This window comes from Parafilimonas sp., assembly GCF_051953455.1.
Lineage (GTDB): Bacteria > Bacteroidota > Bacteroidia > Chitinophagales > Chitinophagaceae > Parafilimonas.
The window spans coordinates 65,613-85,221 of the sequence record NZ_JBQCIT010000010.1; the positions used below are offsets into that span (position 1 = coordinate 65,613).

The 19,609-nt window shown below is 39.7% G+C and carries 16 protein-coding genes; 12 read left to right on the forward strand and 4 right to left on the reverse strand.

Going from position 1 to position 19,609, the window contains the following annotated elements; genetic code table 11:
* The first annotated feature begins 3 nt into the window (after positions 1-3).
* From ACTHN6_RS03900 to ACTHN6_RS03910, 3 genes are all read left to right on the forward strand, one after another.
* Positions 4-2,295: a GH92 family glycosyl hydrolase gene (locus tag ACTHN6_RS03900; RefSeq protein WP_440434407.1), complete on the forward strand. Its 2,292-nt coding sequence runs from the start codon at positions 4-6 to the stop codon at positions 2,293-2,295.
* Between the two features lie 155 nt (positions 2,296-2,450).
* A complete protein-coding gene (locus tag ACTHN6_RS03905; RefSeq protein WP_440434408.1) occupies positions 2,451-3,212 on the forward strand; it encodes a Bax inhibitor-1/YccA family protein in 762 nt (253 codons plus the stop codon).
* 183 nt (positions 3,213-3,395) lie between these two features.
* Complete coding sequence (locus tag ACTHN6_RS03910; protein ID WP_440434409.1) at positions 3,396-4,088, forward strand: hypothetical protein; 693 nt, start codon at positions 3,396-3,398, stop codon at positions 4,086-4,088.
* Between the two features lie 3 nt (positions 4,089-4,091).
* Here ACTHN6_RS03910 and ACTHN6_RS03915 read toward each other — a convergent pair whose 3' ends face one another.
* Positions 4,092-5,444 carry a TolC family protein gene (locus tag ACTHN6_RS03915; protein ID WP_440434410.1) on the reverse strand — a complete coding sequence of 451 codons (1,353 nt, stop codon included), beginning with the start codon at positions 5,442-5,444 and terminating at the stop codon, positions 4,092-4,094.
* Between the two features lie 180 nt (positions 5,445-5,624).
* Between ACTHN6_RS03915 and ACTHN6_RS03920 the strand changes: the two genes are divergently transcribed.
* The 4 genes from ACTHN6_RS03920 to ACTHN6_RS03935 all read left to right on the forward strand — a co-directional run bounded on the left by ACTHN6_RS03920 (position 5,625) and on the right by ACTHN6_RS03935 (position 10,978).
* On the forward strand, positions 5,625-7,277 hold the full coding sequence (locus ACTHN6_RS03920; protein WP_440434411.1) for a UxaA family hydrolase: 1,653 nt from the start codon (positions 5,625-5,627) through the stop codon (positions 7,275-7,277).
* Positions 7,278-7,427: 150 nt separating this feature from the next.
* Entirely contained in the window at positions 7,428-8,333 is a 906-nt protein-coding gene (locus ACTHN6_RS03925; RefSeq protein ID WP_440434412.1) for a DNA adenine methylase, read from the forward strand.
* 5 nt (positions 8,334-8,338) lie between these two features.
* Positions 8,339-10,021, forward strand: coding sequence for an AlwI family type II restriction endonuclease (locus ACTHN6_RS03930; protein WP_440434413.1), 1,683 nt, complete (start codon positions 8,339-8,341; stop codon positions 10,019-10,021).
* A 126-nt stretch (positions 10,022-10,147) separates the two neighbouring features.
* Positions 10,148-10,978 (forward strand): fumarylacetoacetate hydrolase family protein, encoded by an 831-nt coding sequence (locus ACTHN6_RS03935; RefSeq protein WP_440434414.1) that lies wholly within the window; start codon positions 10,148-10,150, stop codon positions 10,976-10,978.
* A 107-nt stretch (positions 10,979-11,085) separates the two neighbouring features.
* Here ACTHN6_RS03935 and ispG read toward each other — a convergent pair whose 3' ends face one another.
* Positions 11,086-13,194 (reverse strand): (E)-4-hydroxy-3-methylbut-2-enyl-diphosphate synthase, encoded by a 2,109-nt coding sequence (ispG, locus tag ACTHN6_RS03940; RefSeq protein ID WP_440434415.1) that lies wholly within the window; start codon positions 13,192-13,194, stop codon positions 11,086-11,088.
* Between the two features lie 145 nt (positions 13,195-13,339).
* On the opposite strand from ispG, the gene ACTHN6_RS03945 reads away from it, so the two are divergent.
* The 4 genes from ACTHN6_RS03945 (at position 13,340) to ACTHN6_RS03960 (ending at position 17,617) form a co-directional block, all read left to right on the forward strand.
* Positions 13,340-15,241, forward strand: a complete 1,902-nt coding sequence (locus tag ACTHN6_RS03945) for an alpha/beta fold hydrolase (RefSeq protein ID WP_440434416.1) — start codon at positions 13,340-13,342, stop codon at positions 15,239-15,241.
* A gap of 254 nt (positions 15,242-15,495) precedes the next feature.
* Positions 15,496-16,152, forward strand: coding sequence for a response regulator transcription factor (locus ACTHN6_RS03950; protein WP_440434417.1), 657 nt, complete (start codon positions 15,496-15,498; stop codon positions 16,150-16,152).
* Between the two features lie 106 nt (positions 16,153-16,258).
* Positions 16,259-16,813, forward strand: coding sequence for a hypothetical protein (locus ACTHN6_RS03955; RefSeq protein WP_440434418.1), 555 nt, complete (start codon positions 16,259-16,261; stop codon positions 16,811-16,813).
* Between the two features lie 39 nt (positions 16,814-16,852).
* Positions 16,853-17,617 (forward strand): hypothetical protein, encoded by a 765-nt coding sequence (locus tag ACTHN6_RS03960; RefSeq protein ID WP_440434419.1) that lies wholly within the window; start codon positions 16,853-16,855, stop codon positions 17,615-17,617.
* Between the two features lie 172 nt (positions 17,618-17,789).
* Here the strand turns inward: ACTHN6_RS03960 and ACTHN6_RS03965 are convergent, their stop codons facing one another.
* Positions 17,790-18,053, reverse strand: a complete 264-nt coding sequence (locus tag ACTHN6_RS03965) for a hypothetical protein (protein ID WP_440434420.1) — start codon at positions 18,051-18,053, stop codon at positions 17,790-17,792.
* Positions 18,054-18,181: 128 nt separating this feature from the next.
* Here ACTHN6_RS03965 and ACTHN6_RS03970 point away from each other — a divergent pair, with 128 nt between their 5' ends.
* A complete protein-coding gene (locus ACTHN6_RS03970) occupies positions 18,182-18,907 on the forward strand; it encodes a DUF2490 domain-containing protein (RefSeq protein WP_440434421.1) in 726 nt (241 codons plus the stop codon).
* A 5-nt stretch (positions 18,908-18,912) separates the two neighbouring features.
* On the opposite strand, the gene ACTHN6_RS03975 is transcribed toward ACTHN6_RS03970, so the two are convergent.
* A complete protein-coding gene (locus ACTHN6_RS03975) occupies positions 18,913-19,494 on the reverse strand; it encodes a tetratricopeptide repeat protein (RefSeq protein ID WP_440434422.1) in 582 nt (193 codons plus the stop codon).
* Positions 19,495-19,609 lie beyond the last annotated feature (115 nt).

The following is a 19,609-nucleotide window of genomic DNA, read 5'->3' on the forward strand; positions in this document are numbered from 1 at the left end:
CGGATGTTTAAACGTTATTCCTTTCTTTTTTTGGCTATTCCTTTTTCTGCTTCTGCTCAAAACAATAATGAAAACTATGTGCAGTATGTAAAACCTATAATCGGCACACAGCGCATGGGCCATACTTTTCCCGGCGCCACAGTGCCGTTTGGCATGGTGCAGTTAAGCCCGGATACAGATACTATTCCTTATGAAATGAACGGAAGATATAATCCGGATGTATATAAATATTGTGCAGGCTACCAGTATGACGATAAAACCATTGTGGGTTTCAGCCACACGCATTTTAATGGCACCGGTCATTCTGATCTGGGTGATTTTTTGATTATGCCAACGGTGGGTGCATTGCAGTTAAATCCAGGTACGGCAGTCAATCCTGCATCAGGTTTTCGTTCCCCGTTTTCTCACGATAATGAAACAGCAGAAGCGGATTATTATAAAGTAAAACTTGATAAATACAACATCCTCGCAGAGCTTACGGCAACAACAAGGGCCGGCTTTCATCAATACACATTTCCCAAAAGCGACAGCGCCCATATCATCCTCGATTTAATGAGCGGCATTTATAATTATGAAGATAAAAACATATGGACTTATTTAAGAATTGAAAACGATACATTGGTTACAGGCTTTCGCCAAACCAATGGCTGGGGCAGAACACGCTATTTATATTTTGCGATGAGTTTTTCAAAACCTTTTGTTGCTTATGGCAATAAAGATTTTTCAAAACAACAGGTGTACCGCGGGTTTTGGAGAAGATGGGATCAGTCAAAAAACTTTCCTGAAATAGCGGGCCGGCAAATACGGGCTTATTTCGATTTTAAAACAGATGAAGGCGAAAAGATAAAGATCAAATTTGCTTTATCGCCGGTAAGCACCAATAATGCATTGATGAATTTAAAAGCCGAAGCGCCGGGCTGGGATTTTGATGCAGTTAGAAACGCAGGACAGCAGCAATGGCAACATGAATTAAGCAAGATTGCCATTCAGTCAAAAACAAAGGAAGAGAAAATAAATTTCTATACGGCCATGTATCATGCCTTCATTAACCCAACAACTTATATGGATGTTGATGGATCTTATCGCGGACTTGATCAGAATATTCATAAAGCTGATGGTTTTACCAATTACACTACTTTTTCTTTGTGGGATACGTACCGCGCCCTGCATCCTTTACTAAACATTATTCAGCCTAAACGCAATGCGGATATGATCAGCAGCATGCTGGCGCATTACAATCAAAGCGCAGAACACATGCTGCCGGTATGGAGTAATTCGGCTAATGAGAACTGGTGCATGACCGGCTACCATAGTGTGCCTGTAATTGCCGAAGCTATTGTTGACGGCAACACGCAGGGCTTTGATGCCAACAAAGCTTTAGATGCATGCATTGCTACAAGCAGCAACAGGAATTATGATGGCCTGAATTATTATTTGGATAAAGGATATATTCCTATTGATAAAAACGGAACGGGTGTTTCAACAACACTGGAATATGCTTTTGACGACTGGAGTTTGGCGCAAGCTGCAAAGAAGTTGGGAAGAATGGATGTGTATAACGAATACATGAAACGTTCTGAAAATTTTAAAAATGTATTTGATTCCTCTGTTCATTTTATGCGGCCGCGTTTAAGCGATGGAGGTTTCAGAAAAGAATTTGATGTGCTTACCACCAACGGCCAGGGTTTTATTGAAGGCAATGCCTGGAATTACAGTTTGTATGTGCCACATCAGCCTGAACAATTAATAACGATGATGGGCGGCAGGAAACGTTTTGCCGAACATCTTGATTCGTTGTTCACCATGCATTTGCCGGATAAATTTTTTGCCGAAACAGAAGACATAACCCGCGATGGTATTATTGGTAATTATGTACATGGCAACGAGCCTTCTCATCATGTAGCTTACTTATACAATTTTGCCGGTGTGCCCTGGAAAACGCAGGAACGTGTGCGCATGATTTTACAAAAGCAATATCATACCGGCCCTGATGGTTTGGGCGGCAATGACGATTGCGGCCAGATGAGTGCATGGTATATTTTCACAACGCTTGGTTTTTATCCGGTGGCGCCGGGCAGCGGCGAGTATGCACTTGGCAGCCCCGCCATTGATGATGCTGTACTGCAGTTGGAAAACGGTAAAACATTAGAGGTGCAGGCCATCAATCAAAGCGATAAAAATGTGTATGTAAAAAAGGTTTTGCTGAATGATAAACCGCTTGACCGTTTGTATATTACTTACCATGAAATTATGAATGGCGGCAAGCTGGTATTTTATATGAGTGAGAAAAAATAGTTAGGAATTGAGAAAGTCCGAAAAGCGGGAAGGTTTCTTCCTGCTTCCCGAACTTTCTCAATTTTTGGTTTTCCGGACTGATTTCATCCTTACAAATTAACGATTCTTCAAATAAATTTTCTGCTATCTTCACGCAAACTAAATATTGAGTAATTATGGCACTTTTTCAATCAGATAATCCAACCTTATCTCAAAAAATATTCAGCCGTTCGCTCTCACAAAGCGATGCCGGTGTTATGACCGTTCGTGGCTCCATTGGTAAATTCGGGTTTCTTTTATTTATGGTACTGGCCGCGGCTTCCTATACCTGGTACTTATATTATAACAACCAGCAACAAACCATGACCACTTTAATGTGGGTTGGCATAATCGGCGGTTTAATTTCAGTTTTGGCAATTTGTTTTAAGCCAACACTGGCGCCATATCTTTCCCCGGCTTACGGCATTCTTGAAGGCCTTTTTCTTGGCGCTATATCGGCCATATTAAATGATGCTTTCAGCGAAAGATATCCCGGTCTTGTTATGCAGGCTGTGGGTTTAACGTTTGGCGTGGCACTGGCCATGTTCCTGCTGTATAATTTCAGGGTGATAAAAGCAACAGAAAAATTCAAGTCAACCATTTTTGCCGCCACCGCGGGTATTGCCATATTTTATGTTATTACGTTGCTGTTAAGGGTATTTGGCGTGAATATTCCATTCATGTACGATAGCTCTTTATTAGGCATTGGCATTTCATTGTTTATTGTTGCCATTGCAGCTTTAAACCTTATCATAGATTTTGATATGATAGAAAAAGGTGCTGAAATGGGCGCTCCCAAATACATGGAATGGTACGGCGCATTTGGGTTACTCGTAACTATGATTTGGCTGTATATTGAAATTCTAAAGTTGTTAAGCCGCTTCGCAGGCAGAAAATAAATTTGTAGAAGTCTCCTCAAAAAAACCGTTTCTTTAAAAAGAAGCGGTTTTTTTTATTATCCATATTCCTCTCCTTTAAAAATGTAAACCTTTATTATCAGCCGCCCTGTACACCAAGATTGATTCCAGCAGTAATGATATGTTTATTATCTTACAGAATACTTAATTTAATATCAACCTTATATGAAGTTTTGGCTATTGATAGCAGCATTAATGGTACAGTGTACCAGTTATTCGCAAAGCCAGGAATGGCTGGTAAAGTCAGGCGAAAATGTAAAAGCGGCTTTAGGTGACAGTATTATTTTTAAGTACCCGCAGTTTAAACCCGGCATCGTTTACTTTAAAGATGGCACCGCTTCCAGCGGCAATCTTAATTTAAATATCTTCAATGGTGAAATGCAGTTTATACAAACTTCCGGCGATACCATGGCACTTGCTGATGAAGGGCTTATCAAATACATCACTATACAAAACGATACATTTTATTATAATAAATTATATATACAATCCATATATGGAAATAGTGTAGCCAAACTTGGAAAAATTGAAGCGATAAAAAAAGTGGATGTAAAAAAGAAAAGCGCATACGATCAAATGACGTCCACCGCTGCCATCAGTAATATTGCTTATTATGGCGCAGGCAACCAGGGTTCAAAACTTAATATTGCAGCTGAAATTTTACTACAAAAAGCAACCTATTATTTTATAGCGGATAGATTCAACAACTTTAAACCGGCAGTAAAGAAAAATATTTTCAACATGTTTAATAACCGCAAAACAGCTATTGAAAAATTTATGAACGACAATAAAATTAACCTGTATAAAAAAGAAGATCTTATAAAGCTTGTTGACTTTATACAAGCAATACAACAATAATATTTATCGCAGCTGGTATGTTAGCCGCTTCATTTCAATTTCAGCAGCTTTCGCGGCATAACTCATGTTTACCAGGAGATAACCTGCGTTGGCAAAACTTTCCTGGGCATTCTTTACGTCAACAATAGTGGCTACCCGCGCCTGGAATTTCATCAATACAAGATCAAGCAATTGTTTGGCAAGCGCATAACTTTCCTGCTGGGTTTGCATTTGCTGTAAAGATTTCTGATAAGCCTGGTAATTCTTCACCGCATTGGAAGTATTGTCACGTACGATAATATCCTGCTGCAGCCGTGCATTGTCCGTATTTATCGCCGCTATTTTTTGCTGGCGTTTATAAACAGACCCATTATAAATAGGGATAGTCAGGCTCACGCCCAAATACGGGCCATACGTTTGGTTAAGCAATACATTACCCGCAGCCGTTTGTGAACGGTTATAGTTATATCCTGCATTGGCATATAGTGAAGGGTATCGCTGCGCTGCTGTTTCCTTTTCTATCAACTGGTTTATAGTAACCTGCATGCTGGCTGCCGTAATATCAGGACTCTGATAAATATTATTCATTACATCTTCCAGCATCAGGCTTTGGTCAACGGTTATTGAATCATCAATTACGATATTACTGTCTGGTTTCAAAGTAAGCGAGGTCAGTAAACTTGTTTTAGCCTGTTCAATGGCAAGCTCCTGTAATTTTCTTGATTGTATCAATGCATTCAAATCAAGCTGCGATTGAAAAAGGTCGGCATTATTAGCCAGGCCCACTCCTAACTGTGTTTTTACAATATTCAGCCGTTGCTGGCTTACTGCAATGGACGTATCAAGCGTTGTTAAATAACTCTGCTGGCGCACCACATCATAGTACTGCGTCATTACTGTGGCAATCGTGTTTATGATATTTGCGTTCAGGTATTCCTGGCTTTGCTTTTCCAGTTCTTCCAGCCGGTGTTTGGTTGCCACCACCTGCATGCCGTTGTACAAAAGAATACTGCCCTGCAATCCTGCGGTGGCTGTGTTACCGGCAGCAGAGTTGCGGTTAATATGTTCCCCTGTACTTATTTTTTGATTTACTGCATTCAGTTGCTCCCTGTCGGTAGCCGTGCCTGTTACAACAGGCAAGCCGCCTGCCATGCCATAACTGTTACCAATGTTTGCGGCTTCAACATTATTCCTCGCTATTTCAATATCATAACTATTGCGCAATGCAATAGCTATAGCGCTGTCAAGCGTTAGCGTTTGCTGTGCGAAACATGTGCCGCCTGTCAGCAATAAAGCGGCCAGCAGGCTTCGCTTTGCCGGTACTTTTTTTATTAAGCCGACAGCAGTAATGCTATTAAGCTTCGTTGTGTCACTCACTTGTACAGTTGATTTGTTTTTTGGCAAAAGATGCATCCGTTTTGTAAGGTGTAACTATTAAACAAATAAATTCGCAGTTGCTAAAATACAATTAGTATTTACCGGCAAAATAAATTTTGTATAGCTATTCCCGTTTATTTTGGAAGCTTTAACATTAGAGCATCCTGTTATTAAATTATTATGCAAACAAAAGTTTTACGCATTCACCCGAAAGATAATGTAGCCGTTGCACTAACGGTTTTATATAAAGGAGAGCAAATTAACCAGCCTGCTTTACCGCAGGTGGAAATACAGGAAAACATACCTGCCAAGCACAAGTACGCACTGGTTGATTTAAAGGAGGGTGATGAAATATTTATGTATGGTGTATTGGTGGGCAAAGCCATGAGCTTTATACCAAAAGGCGGCCTGCTTTCTGTTAAGAATATAAAACATGCAGCAGGCAGTTTTGAATTAAAAGAAAGGCATACGCAATGGCACAAACCCGATACAACTGCCTTTCAAAATAAAACCTTCAACGGTTATCACCGCGCTGATGGGGCCGTTGGCACAAGAAATTTTTGGGTGGTAATTCCCATGGTATTTTGCGAAAATAAAAATGTAGATGTGCTGCAGGAAGCTTTTATGAAAGCGCTGGGTTATGCGCCAAAAGAATCGCCTTATGAAGCTATGGTGCACCGCATGATCCGTGAATATGAGCGCGGTAACAAAGAATATGATTTAATGTTTGCCGACGAAGATGAATTTGTGCTGGAAAACAAAAAAGTATTTCCCAATGTTGACGGCATAAAATTCTTAACGCACACTATGGGTTGCGGCGGCACACGCGATGATGCAAGGGCTTTGTGTGGATTGCTTGCAGGGTATATTACACATCCAAACGTGGCAGGTGCAACGGTTTTAAGCCTCGGTTGCCAGAATGCCCAGGTGGCCACGCTGAAAGAAGAGATTGAAAAACGCGATGCAAACTTTTCAAAGCCTTTAATTTTACTTGAACAGCAAAAGGTTGGTAATGAGAAAAAGTTATTGGAGGAAGCCATCAAAAAAACTTTTGAAGGCCTTGTACTAGCAAATGAACTGGAACGCAAACCGGCGCCTTTAAGCAAATTGTGCATTGGCCTGGAATGTGGCGGTTCAGATGGGTTTTCCGGCATATCCGCCAATCCGGCTATCGGTTATACTTCCGATATATTGGTAGCATTGGGCGGGTCTGTTATCTTATCTGAATTTCCTGAGCTCTGCGGCGTAGAACAGGAACTCAGCGACCGTTGTGTTGACGATAATACGGCAGAAAATTTCATGCGTTTAATGACGACCTATAACCAGCGTGCTATGGATGTTGGTTCCGGTTTTTATGCCAACCCTTCGCCCGGTAATATTAAAGATGGCCTTATAACCGATGCTATAAAATCTGCCGGCGCTGCAAAAAAAGGCGGCACTTCGCCTGTAACTGATGTGCTGGATTATCCCGGTAAAGTTTCAAAGCCCGGGCTGAATTTATTATGCACGCCCGGCAGTGATGTAGAATCCACCACGGCAGAAGTGGGTGCAGGCGCTAATATTGTTTTGTTTACAACAGGTTTAGGCACGCCAACCGGCAACCCCGTAGCGCCGGTATTAAAACTATCCACCAATACCGCCCTGTATAATAAAATGACCGATATAATTGATATAGATTCCGGTTCTATTATTGAGGGCAATGAAACGATTGAAGCAGCGGGTGAAAGGATTTTGAATTATATAATTGATGTTGCCAATGGCAATGTGAAGGCTAAAGCAGAGGCAGGCCTGCACGATGATTTCATACCATGGAAACGCGGCATATCTTTATAAATTAAAATGTAATACTTATCGAACGCGGTCAGACGCCTAAAGTGTACTATCAGACAATGTTTATATATTTATTACCAAAGAAGATAATGTAATAAAACCTTAAGTGTATTGCAGAAAATATAATTAGTTGCAAATGCAAAAAATAAAGAGATGAAACCACTAATTAAATATAGAGGAGGTAAGTCAAAAGAGATTCCACATTTGGAAAAACATATTCCGAAATATAGTGGTAAGTATATTGAGCCATTTTTTGGTGGTGGTGCGATGTTCTTTTATTTAGAACCTAAAAGAGCAATTATCAACGACATTAATTCAAAACTTATGGCTTTTTACAAAGGTGTAAAATCGAACTTTACAACTTTGAAAAAAGAACTTTCAGAAATTGAAAAAATATATGCTGTTAATCGGAAAAGGTTTGAAGAATTAAAAAGCAAAACACCTCACTTAAGAGTAGATGATGAAAATGAAACACTGTATTATCAAATCAGGGACATGTTCAATGATTTGACTTACAAAAAATATTCGGACGCATTGCTTTACTTCTTCATAAATAAAACTGCGTATTCGGGAATGATACGCTACAATGCTAAAGGTGAGTTTAATGTTCCTTACGGAAGATACGTCAACTTGAATACCTCATTGGTAACGCAGGCACACAGTAAACTACTTTCAAATGCAACAATTTATAACCTTGACTATAAAAAAATATTTGAAATGGCAGAAGAAGATGATTTTATGTTTTTAGACCCGCCTTATGACTGCGTTTTTTCGGACTACGGGAACATTGAACATAAAGACGGTTTTAGTGAACAAAATCATATTGAGTTAGCTGGCAACTACAAAAAATTAAAATGCAAAGCGTTAATGGTTATTGGCAGAACAGTCTTAACCGAAAAAATATATAGCGATATGATTGTTGGCGAATATGGAAAATCATATGCAGTAAATATCAGAAACAGGTTTAAATCTTCTGCTTCTCACATTTTAATTTCCAACTATGGCAATGTAGCAAAAAAGCAATTCCCTGAACTTGAATTTAAAGAATTCGCGGTATAATAATTATGGCAAAACCAATAGACAGTAAGGTAATTTTCGTTACTACATCTCCAAGAACTCCAGCTAAAATAATTCCTGAAATTGAGTTATTAAATACTCATTTTTCAGGGCAAGAATGGAATAAAACGACGCAGAGAGCATTTATGGAACTGTTGAAAGAGGAAAACTTTTTCAATGGAGAAGGAGCAAATGACCCAGCATTTAGTGCAAGAGATAGAATAAATCGTGCTCCTAAATCGCTGGGTTTTGTTGTTCTTTCCCCAGTCATAAGCTTAACACCAGCCGGTTTAGAATTAGTAACATCGAGAAGAAAAGAAGAAATCTTTTTAAGACAGTTACTTAAATTTCAAATTCCATCACCTTATCATAAACCAACAGTTAGAGCAGCAGAATTTTGGGTAAAGCCATATCTTGAAATATTTAGATTGATTCGTCATTTTGGTTCTTTAAAGTTTGATGAATTAAGGCTTTTTGGTCTTCAATTAACCGATTATCGAAATTTTGACTCTATTATTCTTAAAATCGAACGGTTCCGAATTGAGAAAGTTCCAAATCAAGGGAATTACAAACAATTCTATCGTGAATATTTACATTCTGAATTGCGAAATATTTATGCAGACCGTATCCAGGCTGGCAGAACCAAAACAAGAGAAACGAACGATGCATCTGTTTCTACTTTTTTAAGCACACAAGCTTCAAATCTTAGAGATTATGCAGACGCTTGTTTCCGCTATCTAAGGGCAACAGGCTTAGTAAACATTTCTTACATTGGAAAATCCATTTCAATTGTTCCTGAAAAAATTCAGGAAGTGGATTATTTCTTGGAACACACAAACAGAGAGCCTCACTTTATTGACGATGAAGAACAATATGCTGCTTATCTTGGGAATGCAGAAGTGCCAACTCTTTTAACCGATAATAAGGAGTTGCTTGAACAAAAAATCAGAACAGAATTTCCGCAAATTCAAATCAGTGAACAATTTTCATTACAACAACTAAAAGATGTTTACGCTGATGAATTAGAAAATAGAAAGGAACAAATTCTTACAGAGCAAGTTACCGCAATTAAAGATTATCGTTTGTTTGATGAAATTAACACAACGTTTGAACAGATACTTGACAACTCTCTTTATGATTCACCTCTAATGCTTGAATGGAATACATGGCGAGCAATGACAATGTTAGATGGTGGTAGCGTCAAAGCGAATTTAAGGTTTGACGACTTTGGAAATCCAATGTCCACCGCACAAGGAAATATGGCTGACATTATTTGTGATTATGGTGACTTTAAATTAACTGTAGAGGTTACAATGCAAGGCGGACAACGACAATATGAAACTGAAGGCGAACCTGTAACCCGTCATCTTGCCAAAGTAAAAAGAGAAACCAATCAGCAATCATATTGCCTTTTCATTGCACCTGCTATTAACGAAGCCTGTGTTGCACATTTTTACGCTTTGCATAAAATGAATATCAGTTATTATGGTGGAACTTCCACTATCGTTCCGTTACCATTAAATGTCTTTATCAAAATGGTTGAGGACTCACATAACGCAAGCTATGTTCCCGAACCAAAACATATTCAGCGATTTTTTGAACGCTCCAATGAATTGGCAAATTCTACTAATAATGAACTTGATTGGTATAAAGGAATAACACAACGAGCATTGAATTGGCTGACGGAATAAAGCAGAATGCTGACCAAAATATTGCTAAAAGTGAAACAGGGTATCGTTAACATAACTGGCTTCTCTTTTAAGCATTTTATTAAATAACCTATATATTTAACCACACCATATAATCAATTAGCTACAATGAAATTATTTAAAACCTCTGCCGACATTATTCTCCAGCGCAATGAAGAACATTTTTTATTGAACGAAGATTTTGATGCACTCATAAACCGTGATGATTTATTTGAATACCTGTCATCGGTTTCATCAGGAAAAGCTACCGTTAACTGGAATGAAATAAAAATATTAGCTCCCATAAGCAAACAGGAAGTGTGGGCTGCAGGCGTTACGTATTTACGCAGCCGCGATGCAAGAATGGAAGAAAGCAAAGATGCAGGCGGTGCAGATTTTTACAGCAAGGTATATAATGCCGAACGGCCGGAATTATTTTTTAAAGCTTTGCCGCACAGTGTTTCAGCGCCGGGCGAAGAAGTGTTTATTCGTAAAGATTCCAAATGGAATGTACCCGAACCTGAATGCACTTTATTCATTAATTCCAAAGGAAAAATTGTTGCTTATACCGTTGGTAACGATATGAGCTCCAGGGATATTGAAGGTGAAAATCCCTTGTACCTGCCACAGGCAAAATTGTATTACCGCAGCGCCGCGCTTGGCCCTTGTTTATATATTCCCGAAAAGGAAATTTCATTGGATACAACTATCAATTTAAGTATAAAAAGAGGGGATGAAATTGTGTTTGAAGGCTCCATCCAGTTAAACCGCATGAAAAGAAATTTTACAGAGCTTGCTGAATATTTATACCGTGAAAACATTTTTGAACACGGTTGCTTTTTAATGACTGGCACGGGCATCATTCCGCCAAACGAATTTACGTTACAATCCGGCGACGAAGTTTCAATTGGTATTGAAAACATTGGTGTGCTGGTGAATGTGGTGGCTTACAGGATGTAAAACTTCTTTTTCAATCCCTCTCCATCAATGGAGAGGGATATCTTTATTCAAACTATCATTACATCCCGTGAACATGGATTTTTAAAGAGCTGTAGGCCAGTTGGAAATTAAGGCATTAATTCGCCTTTGGAAGATAGGGGCTCAATCCATGCGCCGTAATCTTTAATAAGATTGATCAGTTCATCAACCGCTACATTGCTGTCAACATTACGTTTAATAACTTCTTTACCTTTGTATAAAGTTATTTTACCAACGCCGCTGCCCACATAACCAAAATCGGCATCAGCCATTTCGCCGGGGCCGTTTACAATACAGCCCATAATGGCAATTTTTACGCCTTTTAAATGATTGGTTACCGCACGGATTTTGGCCGTGGTTTCCTGCAGTTCAAACAATGTTCTTCCACAACTCGGGCAACTGATGTATTCGGTTTTTGAAATGCGGGTGCGTGTTGCCTGCAATACGGAAAATGATGTTGTATTGAGGAATTGATGATTGTTGGCAACAGCAATATAATTACGGCCGCTTACACGTGTGTTACTCATTTTCTGAGGGTCATTCATCAGCCATATGCCATCGCCAAAGCCATCGAGCAGTAAAGCACCGGCTTCTGCCGAAAATTCAATAAGCTGTTCATCCACCGAAGCGCAATGGCTTTCCACGCAAATAATAACAGGTGCTTTTATGTTGCGTTCCACCAGCTCGATCATGTTGCGGCGCACATCGGCCATACTATGTTTATTGGATGAATAAAGGCATAATACTGCTGTTACATCCGTAGCAACCTGGTCGAAAATCCTTTCCTTTATTTCCTTGTCAATTGCATGAACATCTATTGCAATAAAATTTTGCCTGGACGATTTTTCCGGTATATCAAGATAATCGACGCCTTCAAATAATGGAAAAACGGATTCCCCCCAGCTTTCTCCAAAGGCGGGAGAATTTTTAGCCTCTATCCACGTTTTAGCGTTGCAGATAATTTTTAATGTTCCGGGCAAATGAAAGTCGAGTGTTTTATTGGCAGTATAAATATAATCTGCTGCAGAATCGCCAATATTCCACTTGTCCGTTGCCGCATCGTAACTATAACCAATGGCTTTTAAATCTGCCGCATTAATTTTTTCTTTCTGCATAAAATCGGCCACCACCACGGGTACCAATGTGCCGCCAATATTATTTACTTCATGTGTAATCCTGCGTTTGTATTCAAAAGGATTGTAGGGTAATGTTAACCGCTGAGGGCTAACCGATGAGCTTTCATCCGTTGATGGTTGACGGTTGACGGTTGACTTAATTTTCTGCAGCAAATCTGCTATGGGTGAATGATGCTCCCGGTTTTCATAACGCTTCACTAAATCTTTACAAACCGGTATTTCAAATTCAGGGTCTTCGGTAAGCGATACACGTATGGTATCGCCCAAACCATCTTCCATTAAAGTACCAATGCCCACAGCACTTTTTATCCGGCCATCTTCGCCATCGCCTGCTTCGGTAACGCCAAGGTGCAAAGGATATATTTCTCCAAATTCTTCAAACATGGTATTAACCAGTAAACGGTAAGCCTGCACCATTACAAGTGTGTTACTGGCCTTCATGCTCAATACAATATTGTGGTAGCTTTCATTTCTTGCTATACGCAAAAACTCCATGGCGCTTTCCACCATGCCCATCGGCGTATCGCCGTAACGGCTCATAATCCTGTCGCTCAAAGAACCATGATTGGTGCCAATGCGCATGGCCGTTCCATATTCTTTACAGATTTTAACCAGCGGCGTAAAGCGGTCGCGTATGCGGTCTATTTCTTCTGCATATTCCGCATCGGTGTATTCAATTTGTTCAAACTTTTTCTTATCAACATAATTGCCTGGGTTCACCCTTACTTTCTCTACAATGCGGGCGGCAATTTCTGCCGCATTGGGTGTGAAATGAATATCGGCCACCAGTGGTGTGGTATAGCCACGTTTGTGCAGCTCATTTTTTATGTGGAGTAGATTTTCCGCATCTTTTTTTGAAGGCGCTGTAATACGCACCAGTTCTGCGCCGGCTTCAATACAACGGATGGTTTGCTCAACCGTGGCAATTGTATCCATCGTATCGGTAGTCGTCATGGTTTGCACACGCACCGGATGAAGGTTGCCCAATAAAAGAGACCCAATCTTTACCTCACGGGTTTTTAAACGGCCGTATGCCGTAAGCGAATTGCAATATAGCTGCATAGGCTGCAAATTTATGCAATAGGCAGGTGACGGGTTATTTTTTCGGGATTGGGATAAAATTTAACGTTAAGCAATACAGTTGCTGTTAATGACCGTGTTTTTTATAAGCGGGAAACTTCCGTAGTTTCGTTCAAAACCGATTAATATGCTTAAACACCTAACTGCAGCAGCTTTGCTGCTCTTATTCATCAGTTGCAATCAGCCGGAACAAAAATCCCGCATGCCAAAACAATACACTATTCAGCAGCTATATAATAACCTTTCTGTTGGAGCGGCAGGTTTTAACAGCGATGAAAGCAAAGTGCTTATAAACAATAACAGCACCGGCATTTATAATATATATGAACTGAACATTGCAGATACGGCAGTAAAGCCTTTAACAACATCTGCCAAAGAATCTTTTTTTGCGATTGATTATTTGCCCGGAACTGAAAAGTTTATTTACTCGGCAGACCAGGGCGGTAATGAAAACTCGCATCTTTATCTCAAAAGCAAAACCGACACCGGTGCAACAGATATTACGCCCTGGGCCGGCAGCGCTAATAATTTTTATGGCTGGAGCGATGATAAAACAGCGCTGTATATCACCAGCAACCAGCGCAATCCGCAGGTGTTTGATTTGTGGAAGATTGATACGGCCACCTGGAAAGCCAGCCTGCTTTATGAAAATGATTCTGCCTATGATATAGCAGGCATTAGCAAAAGTGAAAAATATATTGGGCTGAATAAAAGCATTACCACCGATAAAAATGAACTATATCTCTACGACCGGGACACAAAAACAAGCAAACGCCTGAGTAATGGTCATGAAGCTAACTGGGGTTTGCAGGCCATGGAAAAGAATGACAGCATTTTATATTACACCACAAACGATGGTAATGAATTCAGTTATCTTGTAAAGTATAATATTAACAGCGGCAAGGCTGATAAAATTTATGAAGACAAATGGGATGTGGCAGGCATGAGCTTAAGCGACCATGAAAAATACCATACCATTTTTATAAACGATGATGGTAAAAACAAGGTATTGCTGTTTGATCATGCTTCCGGTAAAGAAATTTCATTTCCTGAAATTAAAGATGGCGATGTACAAGGCATTATCATATCGCCATCAGAAAAAAACTTATTGCTGTCTGTGGGCAGCAGTACCAGCCCTGGTAATCTTTATGCTTACAATATTCAAGGTAAAAAGTTAAAGCAGCTTACATCAACCTTAAACAAAGAAATAGATGAAAATGATTTGGTAAAGGCAGAAGTGGTGCGTTTTAAATCTTTTGATGGCAAAGAAATTCCGGCCATTTATTATAAACCGTTGCAGGCAAGCGCTGGTAATAAAGTGGGCGCCCTGGTTTGGGTGCATGGCGGACCCGGCGGTCAAAGCCGTATTGGTTTCAGTAATGCCATTCAATACCTCGTTAATCATGGCTATGCAGTGCTCGCCGTAAATAATCGCGGCAGCAGTGGTTATGGAAAAACATTTTATAAAATGGATAATAAAGATCATGGCAATGCTGATCTTAAAGACTGTGTATGGGGCAAGAAATGGCTGGCTGAACAGGACTATATTGATAGCAACGCCATTGGAATTTATGGCGGCAGTTATGGCGGCTGTATGGTGCTGAACGCAATCTGCAGTTACCCCGATGAATTTAAGGTTGGTGTTGACTTATTTGGTGTTGCCAACTGGCTGCGCACTTTACGCAGCATACCGCCTTATTGGGAATCGTTCCGCAAAGCTTTATATGAAGAAATGGGCGATCCCAATACAAGCGACAGTATTCATTTGAAAGAAGCATCACCTTTATACAATTATCAGAAAATAACAAAGCCTTTAATTGTATTCCAGGGCTTGAATGACGTGCGAGTCTTGCCTGTTGAAAGTGATGAAATTGTTGAAGGTGTAAAGAAAAACGGCGTGCCGGTTGAGTATGTAACTTATCCGGATGAAGGACATGGTTTTGTAAAGAAAGAAAACCAGATTACAACATCAGAAAAAACACTGGCCTTCCTTGATAAATATTTAAAACCGCCAACAACCGCAAAGTAATAAGAGGATATTGAAAACAGTTTTCAGGAGAGGCTGCCCTATTACAAACGGGCGGCTTCTTTTTTTATATCAGCTTACAATTTTCATTCATAAAATAACGAATACGCCTTAATGCAATCAATTTAATTAATAAATTTACCCGCACGAACACGATATCCAAAGTAAATGAAAAATCAAACTTCAGCTAACACATCTGTTGTTTTATATATTGGCATAAAAACAAACTGCATCTTTAATAAATCAACCAAACTCTAATGATAACAGTTGCTGTTGCAGACGACCATACTTTATTTAAATCGGGCATTATTGAGTTAATACAATCGCAGCCGGATATGGAAGTGTTGTTTGATGCTTCCAACGGCAAAGAATTTATTGACCGCCTGGCTGAAAACAAGGGAATTGATATAGCTGTTATAGATATTGAAATGCCGGTGATGAATGGTTTTGATCTTACCAGTTACCTGCATGAAAATTATCCTGCTATAAAAATAATTGTATTATCTGCGTATTCGCAGGAACGCTTTGTAGTAAAGCTGATAGAATGCGGCGCTGCCGGTTTTCTATCGAAGAATTGCCAGCCTAAAGAATTGTTTGATGCCATAAGGCAAACCAATGACTGCGGGTTTTATCTTACACCGGATGCATTTAAAGTAATGCAGCGGGCGAGAACAATATCCAAAAACTATAAAAACACCAACAATATCCACATAGACTTAACCGCCCGTGAACTGGAGGTGCTTAAATTAATATGCAGGGAAATGACGAATCATGAAATTGCAGACGAGCTTTGCGTAAGTGTGCGCACCATAGAAGGCCACCGCAATAACCTCATTTTAAAAACGGGCAGCCGCAATACGGCGGGCCTTGTTCTGTTTGCGGTTCGTTATAATATTATCGACGCACTTTCCTGAAAGCACGTAGAAATACGTGTTTTTAAAAACCCGTTTTCTTACGCTTGTAACCGCTTTAAAAGCAGGTTTATTTTGTGGCATTAATCATTCTGAAAAACGTAATTCTATGCCACTGAAAACCTGGGTAACAAAATCCCGGAAGCCATTTAGTTGTTTTTATTATTATAACACCATGAGCCGCAATTTCGTGCGTATACGGCTGGAACTGGGCAGGAAGGGTTTATATCCTAACCCTGGCATTTCTGCCAGATTAAACAGGTTTATCGGCTTTGTGGATGATATAAGCGCATTCGACTTTGAAGATTTTAACCGCTGGACGGTAAACCATAAAAATGAAATTGTTTATTGCACGGGCAATGATTTTATAACCTTGTCCAAAGAACCTGCTGAAGGTAAAAGGGCTATTGATTTTTCTTTAGCCATTGATGAGCTGCATCCAACATTTATTCATTTGGGCAATACAGTTGCAAAAGCGCCGGGCATGCTTCCTGTAAACAGTAAGGGAAAAGAGATTACCGATGAAATGCTTGTTGCCATTGCAGAGAGCCAGTTGGGCGAATATACCAGCATTTCCCTATGCACCCCTGCTGCGGATGAATGTGAACTGGCAGATGCCATTTTTAAATTGTACCGCCACATCAATTTCATACTGCAGAACTAATACTGAGTTATTATTTATTCATTTATAAAACCCCGAATTATGTCAGTTTTAAAAAATGCCATTAATGCACTGGACCCGGCGCCAGACAAAAAAACAGAACTTACATTAGCACTATCACTGCTTTCTGAATTATGCGAACAAAAAGTAAGAGAGTTTTCTTCGGCTATTGAAAATGAACTTCGTGTTGCCGGCACTGTGGAAAGTAAAACTGTTCCTGTAACAGAAATTCTTGCAAGGCACAAAGAGTACCGGGCCTATGTGAGAAGCGATGCCGGTAAAATAGCAACCGAGGTGTCTTCTGCCATAAAGAAATTTATATCCGGCGGCACAGACGACATTATTGACGGCATTGCAAGCCTTGTTACCACAGGAATTGAGGCGATCATTGGTGCCGGTTCCGGCGTTCAGCAGGAAATGAGTTCTTACTACATTGTAGTGCAGGATTATGGTATAGCACGATATGATGTTCGTGTGTGGGTACGCCAGATTGAGGCCACCGGCATTACCACTCAAATTGAAACGGCGCTTGCCAGCGTAGCATTTAAGTCAAGTGTAGATATTTCCAAACTTACTTTCAACACTTTTCTTATTGCTTATGGCTCCCAATTGCAGGCAATGAATTTTCCTAAAGACAAACAGACCGAATACCTCGACTACGCCATAGCCATCTATAATAAGTTGCGTGGCGAAACATCTGCAGGTTCAATTACCAATAATACAACCAGCCAGGCTTTAATGGCCACGCCATCATCCAGCCTTTATTTTAAGTTACCTGCTCAATTTTATGGCAGCTTATGGGATTAAAATAGCACAACCTGAATTTGGTTCAGGTAAATAATCAACATTTTAACTTATGACAGCGATAAAATACGCAGGCATATGTGCCTGAAACAAAATGAGCGAATGCTATATCTGGAAACAGGAAAGCCGGTTGATCACCGGCTTTTTGTGTTATATAAAAAATTCCTTCTGCAATTTATCTGTTTGTTAATGAACTAAGTTGTTTACCCAACTCCTGTAATGTGCTTCGCAAATTTCCTGTCGCTATGTTATTAAGCTGTAATTGCTGTAATGCTTGCTGAAGATTTTCAACGGTTGAAGCAGCCTCCGGATAAGCAGTTAAAAGATCAATAGCATTTTGCAGGTACGCCATGGCATACACTCCCAATTTAAAACTTACCGGCGGATCAAGCAGGTATTGTTTTATTTCAGTGATCTTTTTCAGGTCCTCGTTCTTCATTTTCATCTTCATCTTACAAAGATACTTAAGCAGGCAACTAAATTATTATGCAGGGCCGCTGCTTAAAATAGTCCCGCCTTTAACCCGGTCAATATTATTTTATTGTTATCATTGCCAAAATTATTTGCTTGAAACTGTCTTTAATTTATAAAACGCCAGTAATCTTTTTATGCTTGTTTGTTTGCAATTCTTTATTTGCGCAGAACAATGTTTTAGGCGGCTGGAATATTTTTAACTACAATTATTTTTTCAACAAGAAAGTGTTTCTGTATGGCGAAGTGCAGGCACGCAGCCAACATATTGCCGCTGATTTTTTTTATCATGAACTAAAGTTTGGCGGCGGGTATTACATTAACGACAGAACTTCTGTATTTCTTGGTTTCGGCAACTATGAAACCTATACTTTTCCCGGTGATTTTAAAAAACCGGTTACGGCAAATGAATACAGGATATGGCAGCAGTTTATAACGGTGAATTATGTGGACCGTGTTAGATTTGAACACCGCTACCGCACAGAAGAACGCTGGGTTAATAATGATTTTTCCATGCGTTTCCGGTACCGGTTGTTTACATTCATTCCGCTTAACCATAAAACACTTGAGGCCAATACGGTTTATATACCGTTATATGATGAAGTGTTTTTTACCAATCGATCACCTTACTTTCTGCGTAACCGGGTATTTGGCGGTATTGGTTACCAGTTCACAAAATACATTTCGCTGCACGCCGGTTTTATACGCCAGTTTGATTACCGCAAAAGTGATGATGGCAGCGGCAAAAATTATATGCAGGTGCAAATGATCATTAATGGCGGGCATCCCGGCAAAGAGCCCAGGCATTCGAGCAGTGATTAATTGTTTTACCAGTCTTTGTCGGGTTGTGCGGTGCTGTTTTTATCCTGTAGTTTTTGCTGTAACTGTTTTTCCTGGTTACGCAGCTCATTAAACTTCTGCTGCATCATATCTTTATTCAACGGTTTTTGTTTTTGCTGTTGCTGGTGTTGATTTTGTTGTTGCTGGTTCTTTGGCTTGCTTTGTTGTTGCTGTTGTTTTAATTCATTTAATGCCTTCTGAAGATTTTCCCTTGCATCATCATCATCGGGGTTGCCCTTTAATGATTCCTTAAAAGCATTAATGGCTTTTACTAAATCTTTTCCTTTTAAATAAGCCAGCGCCTTATTATAATTGGCATCAGACCTCAATGAACTCAGTGGTGCGTCTTTCACTACTTCATCATAATTTTTATTGGCTTCACTCAATTCATTTTGCCTTTGCAATGCATTGGCAAGATTAAAGCGCGCCGTATTATTAGCCGGATCTTTCCGCAATGCGTTTTTAAAGGCTTCAATAGCTGTTTTATAATCGCCTTTGCGGTAAGCCTCGTTGCCTTTGCTTATTTCGCTGTTGGTGGGTTGCGCCATAATACCCGCACTGAAACACATTATTAATATGGTAAAAAAATATTTCAGTTTGTTTGTATTTTTCTTTTTGTTTCAGGAATAAAAATTTCTGCTGTTAACAGCAGCAAAGCTATCAATACAAAGATACCATACAATG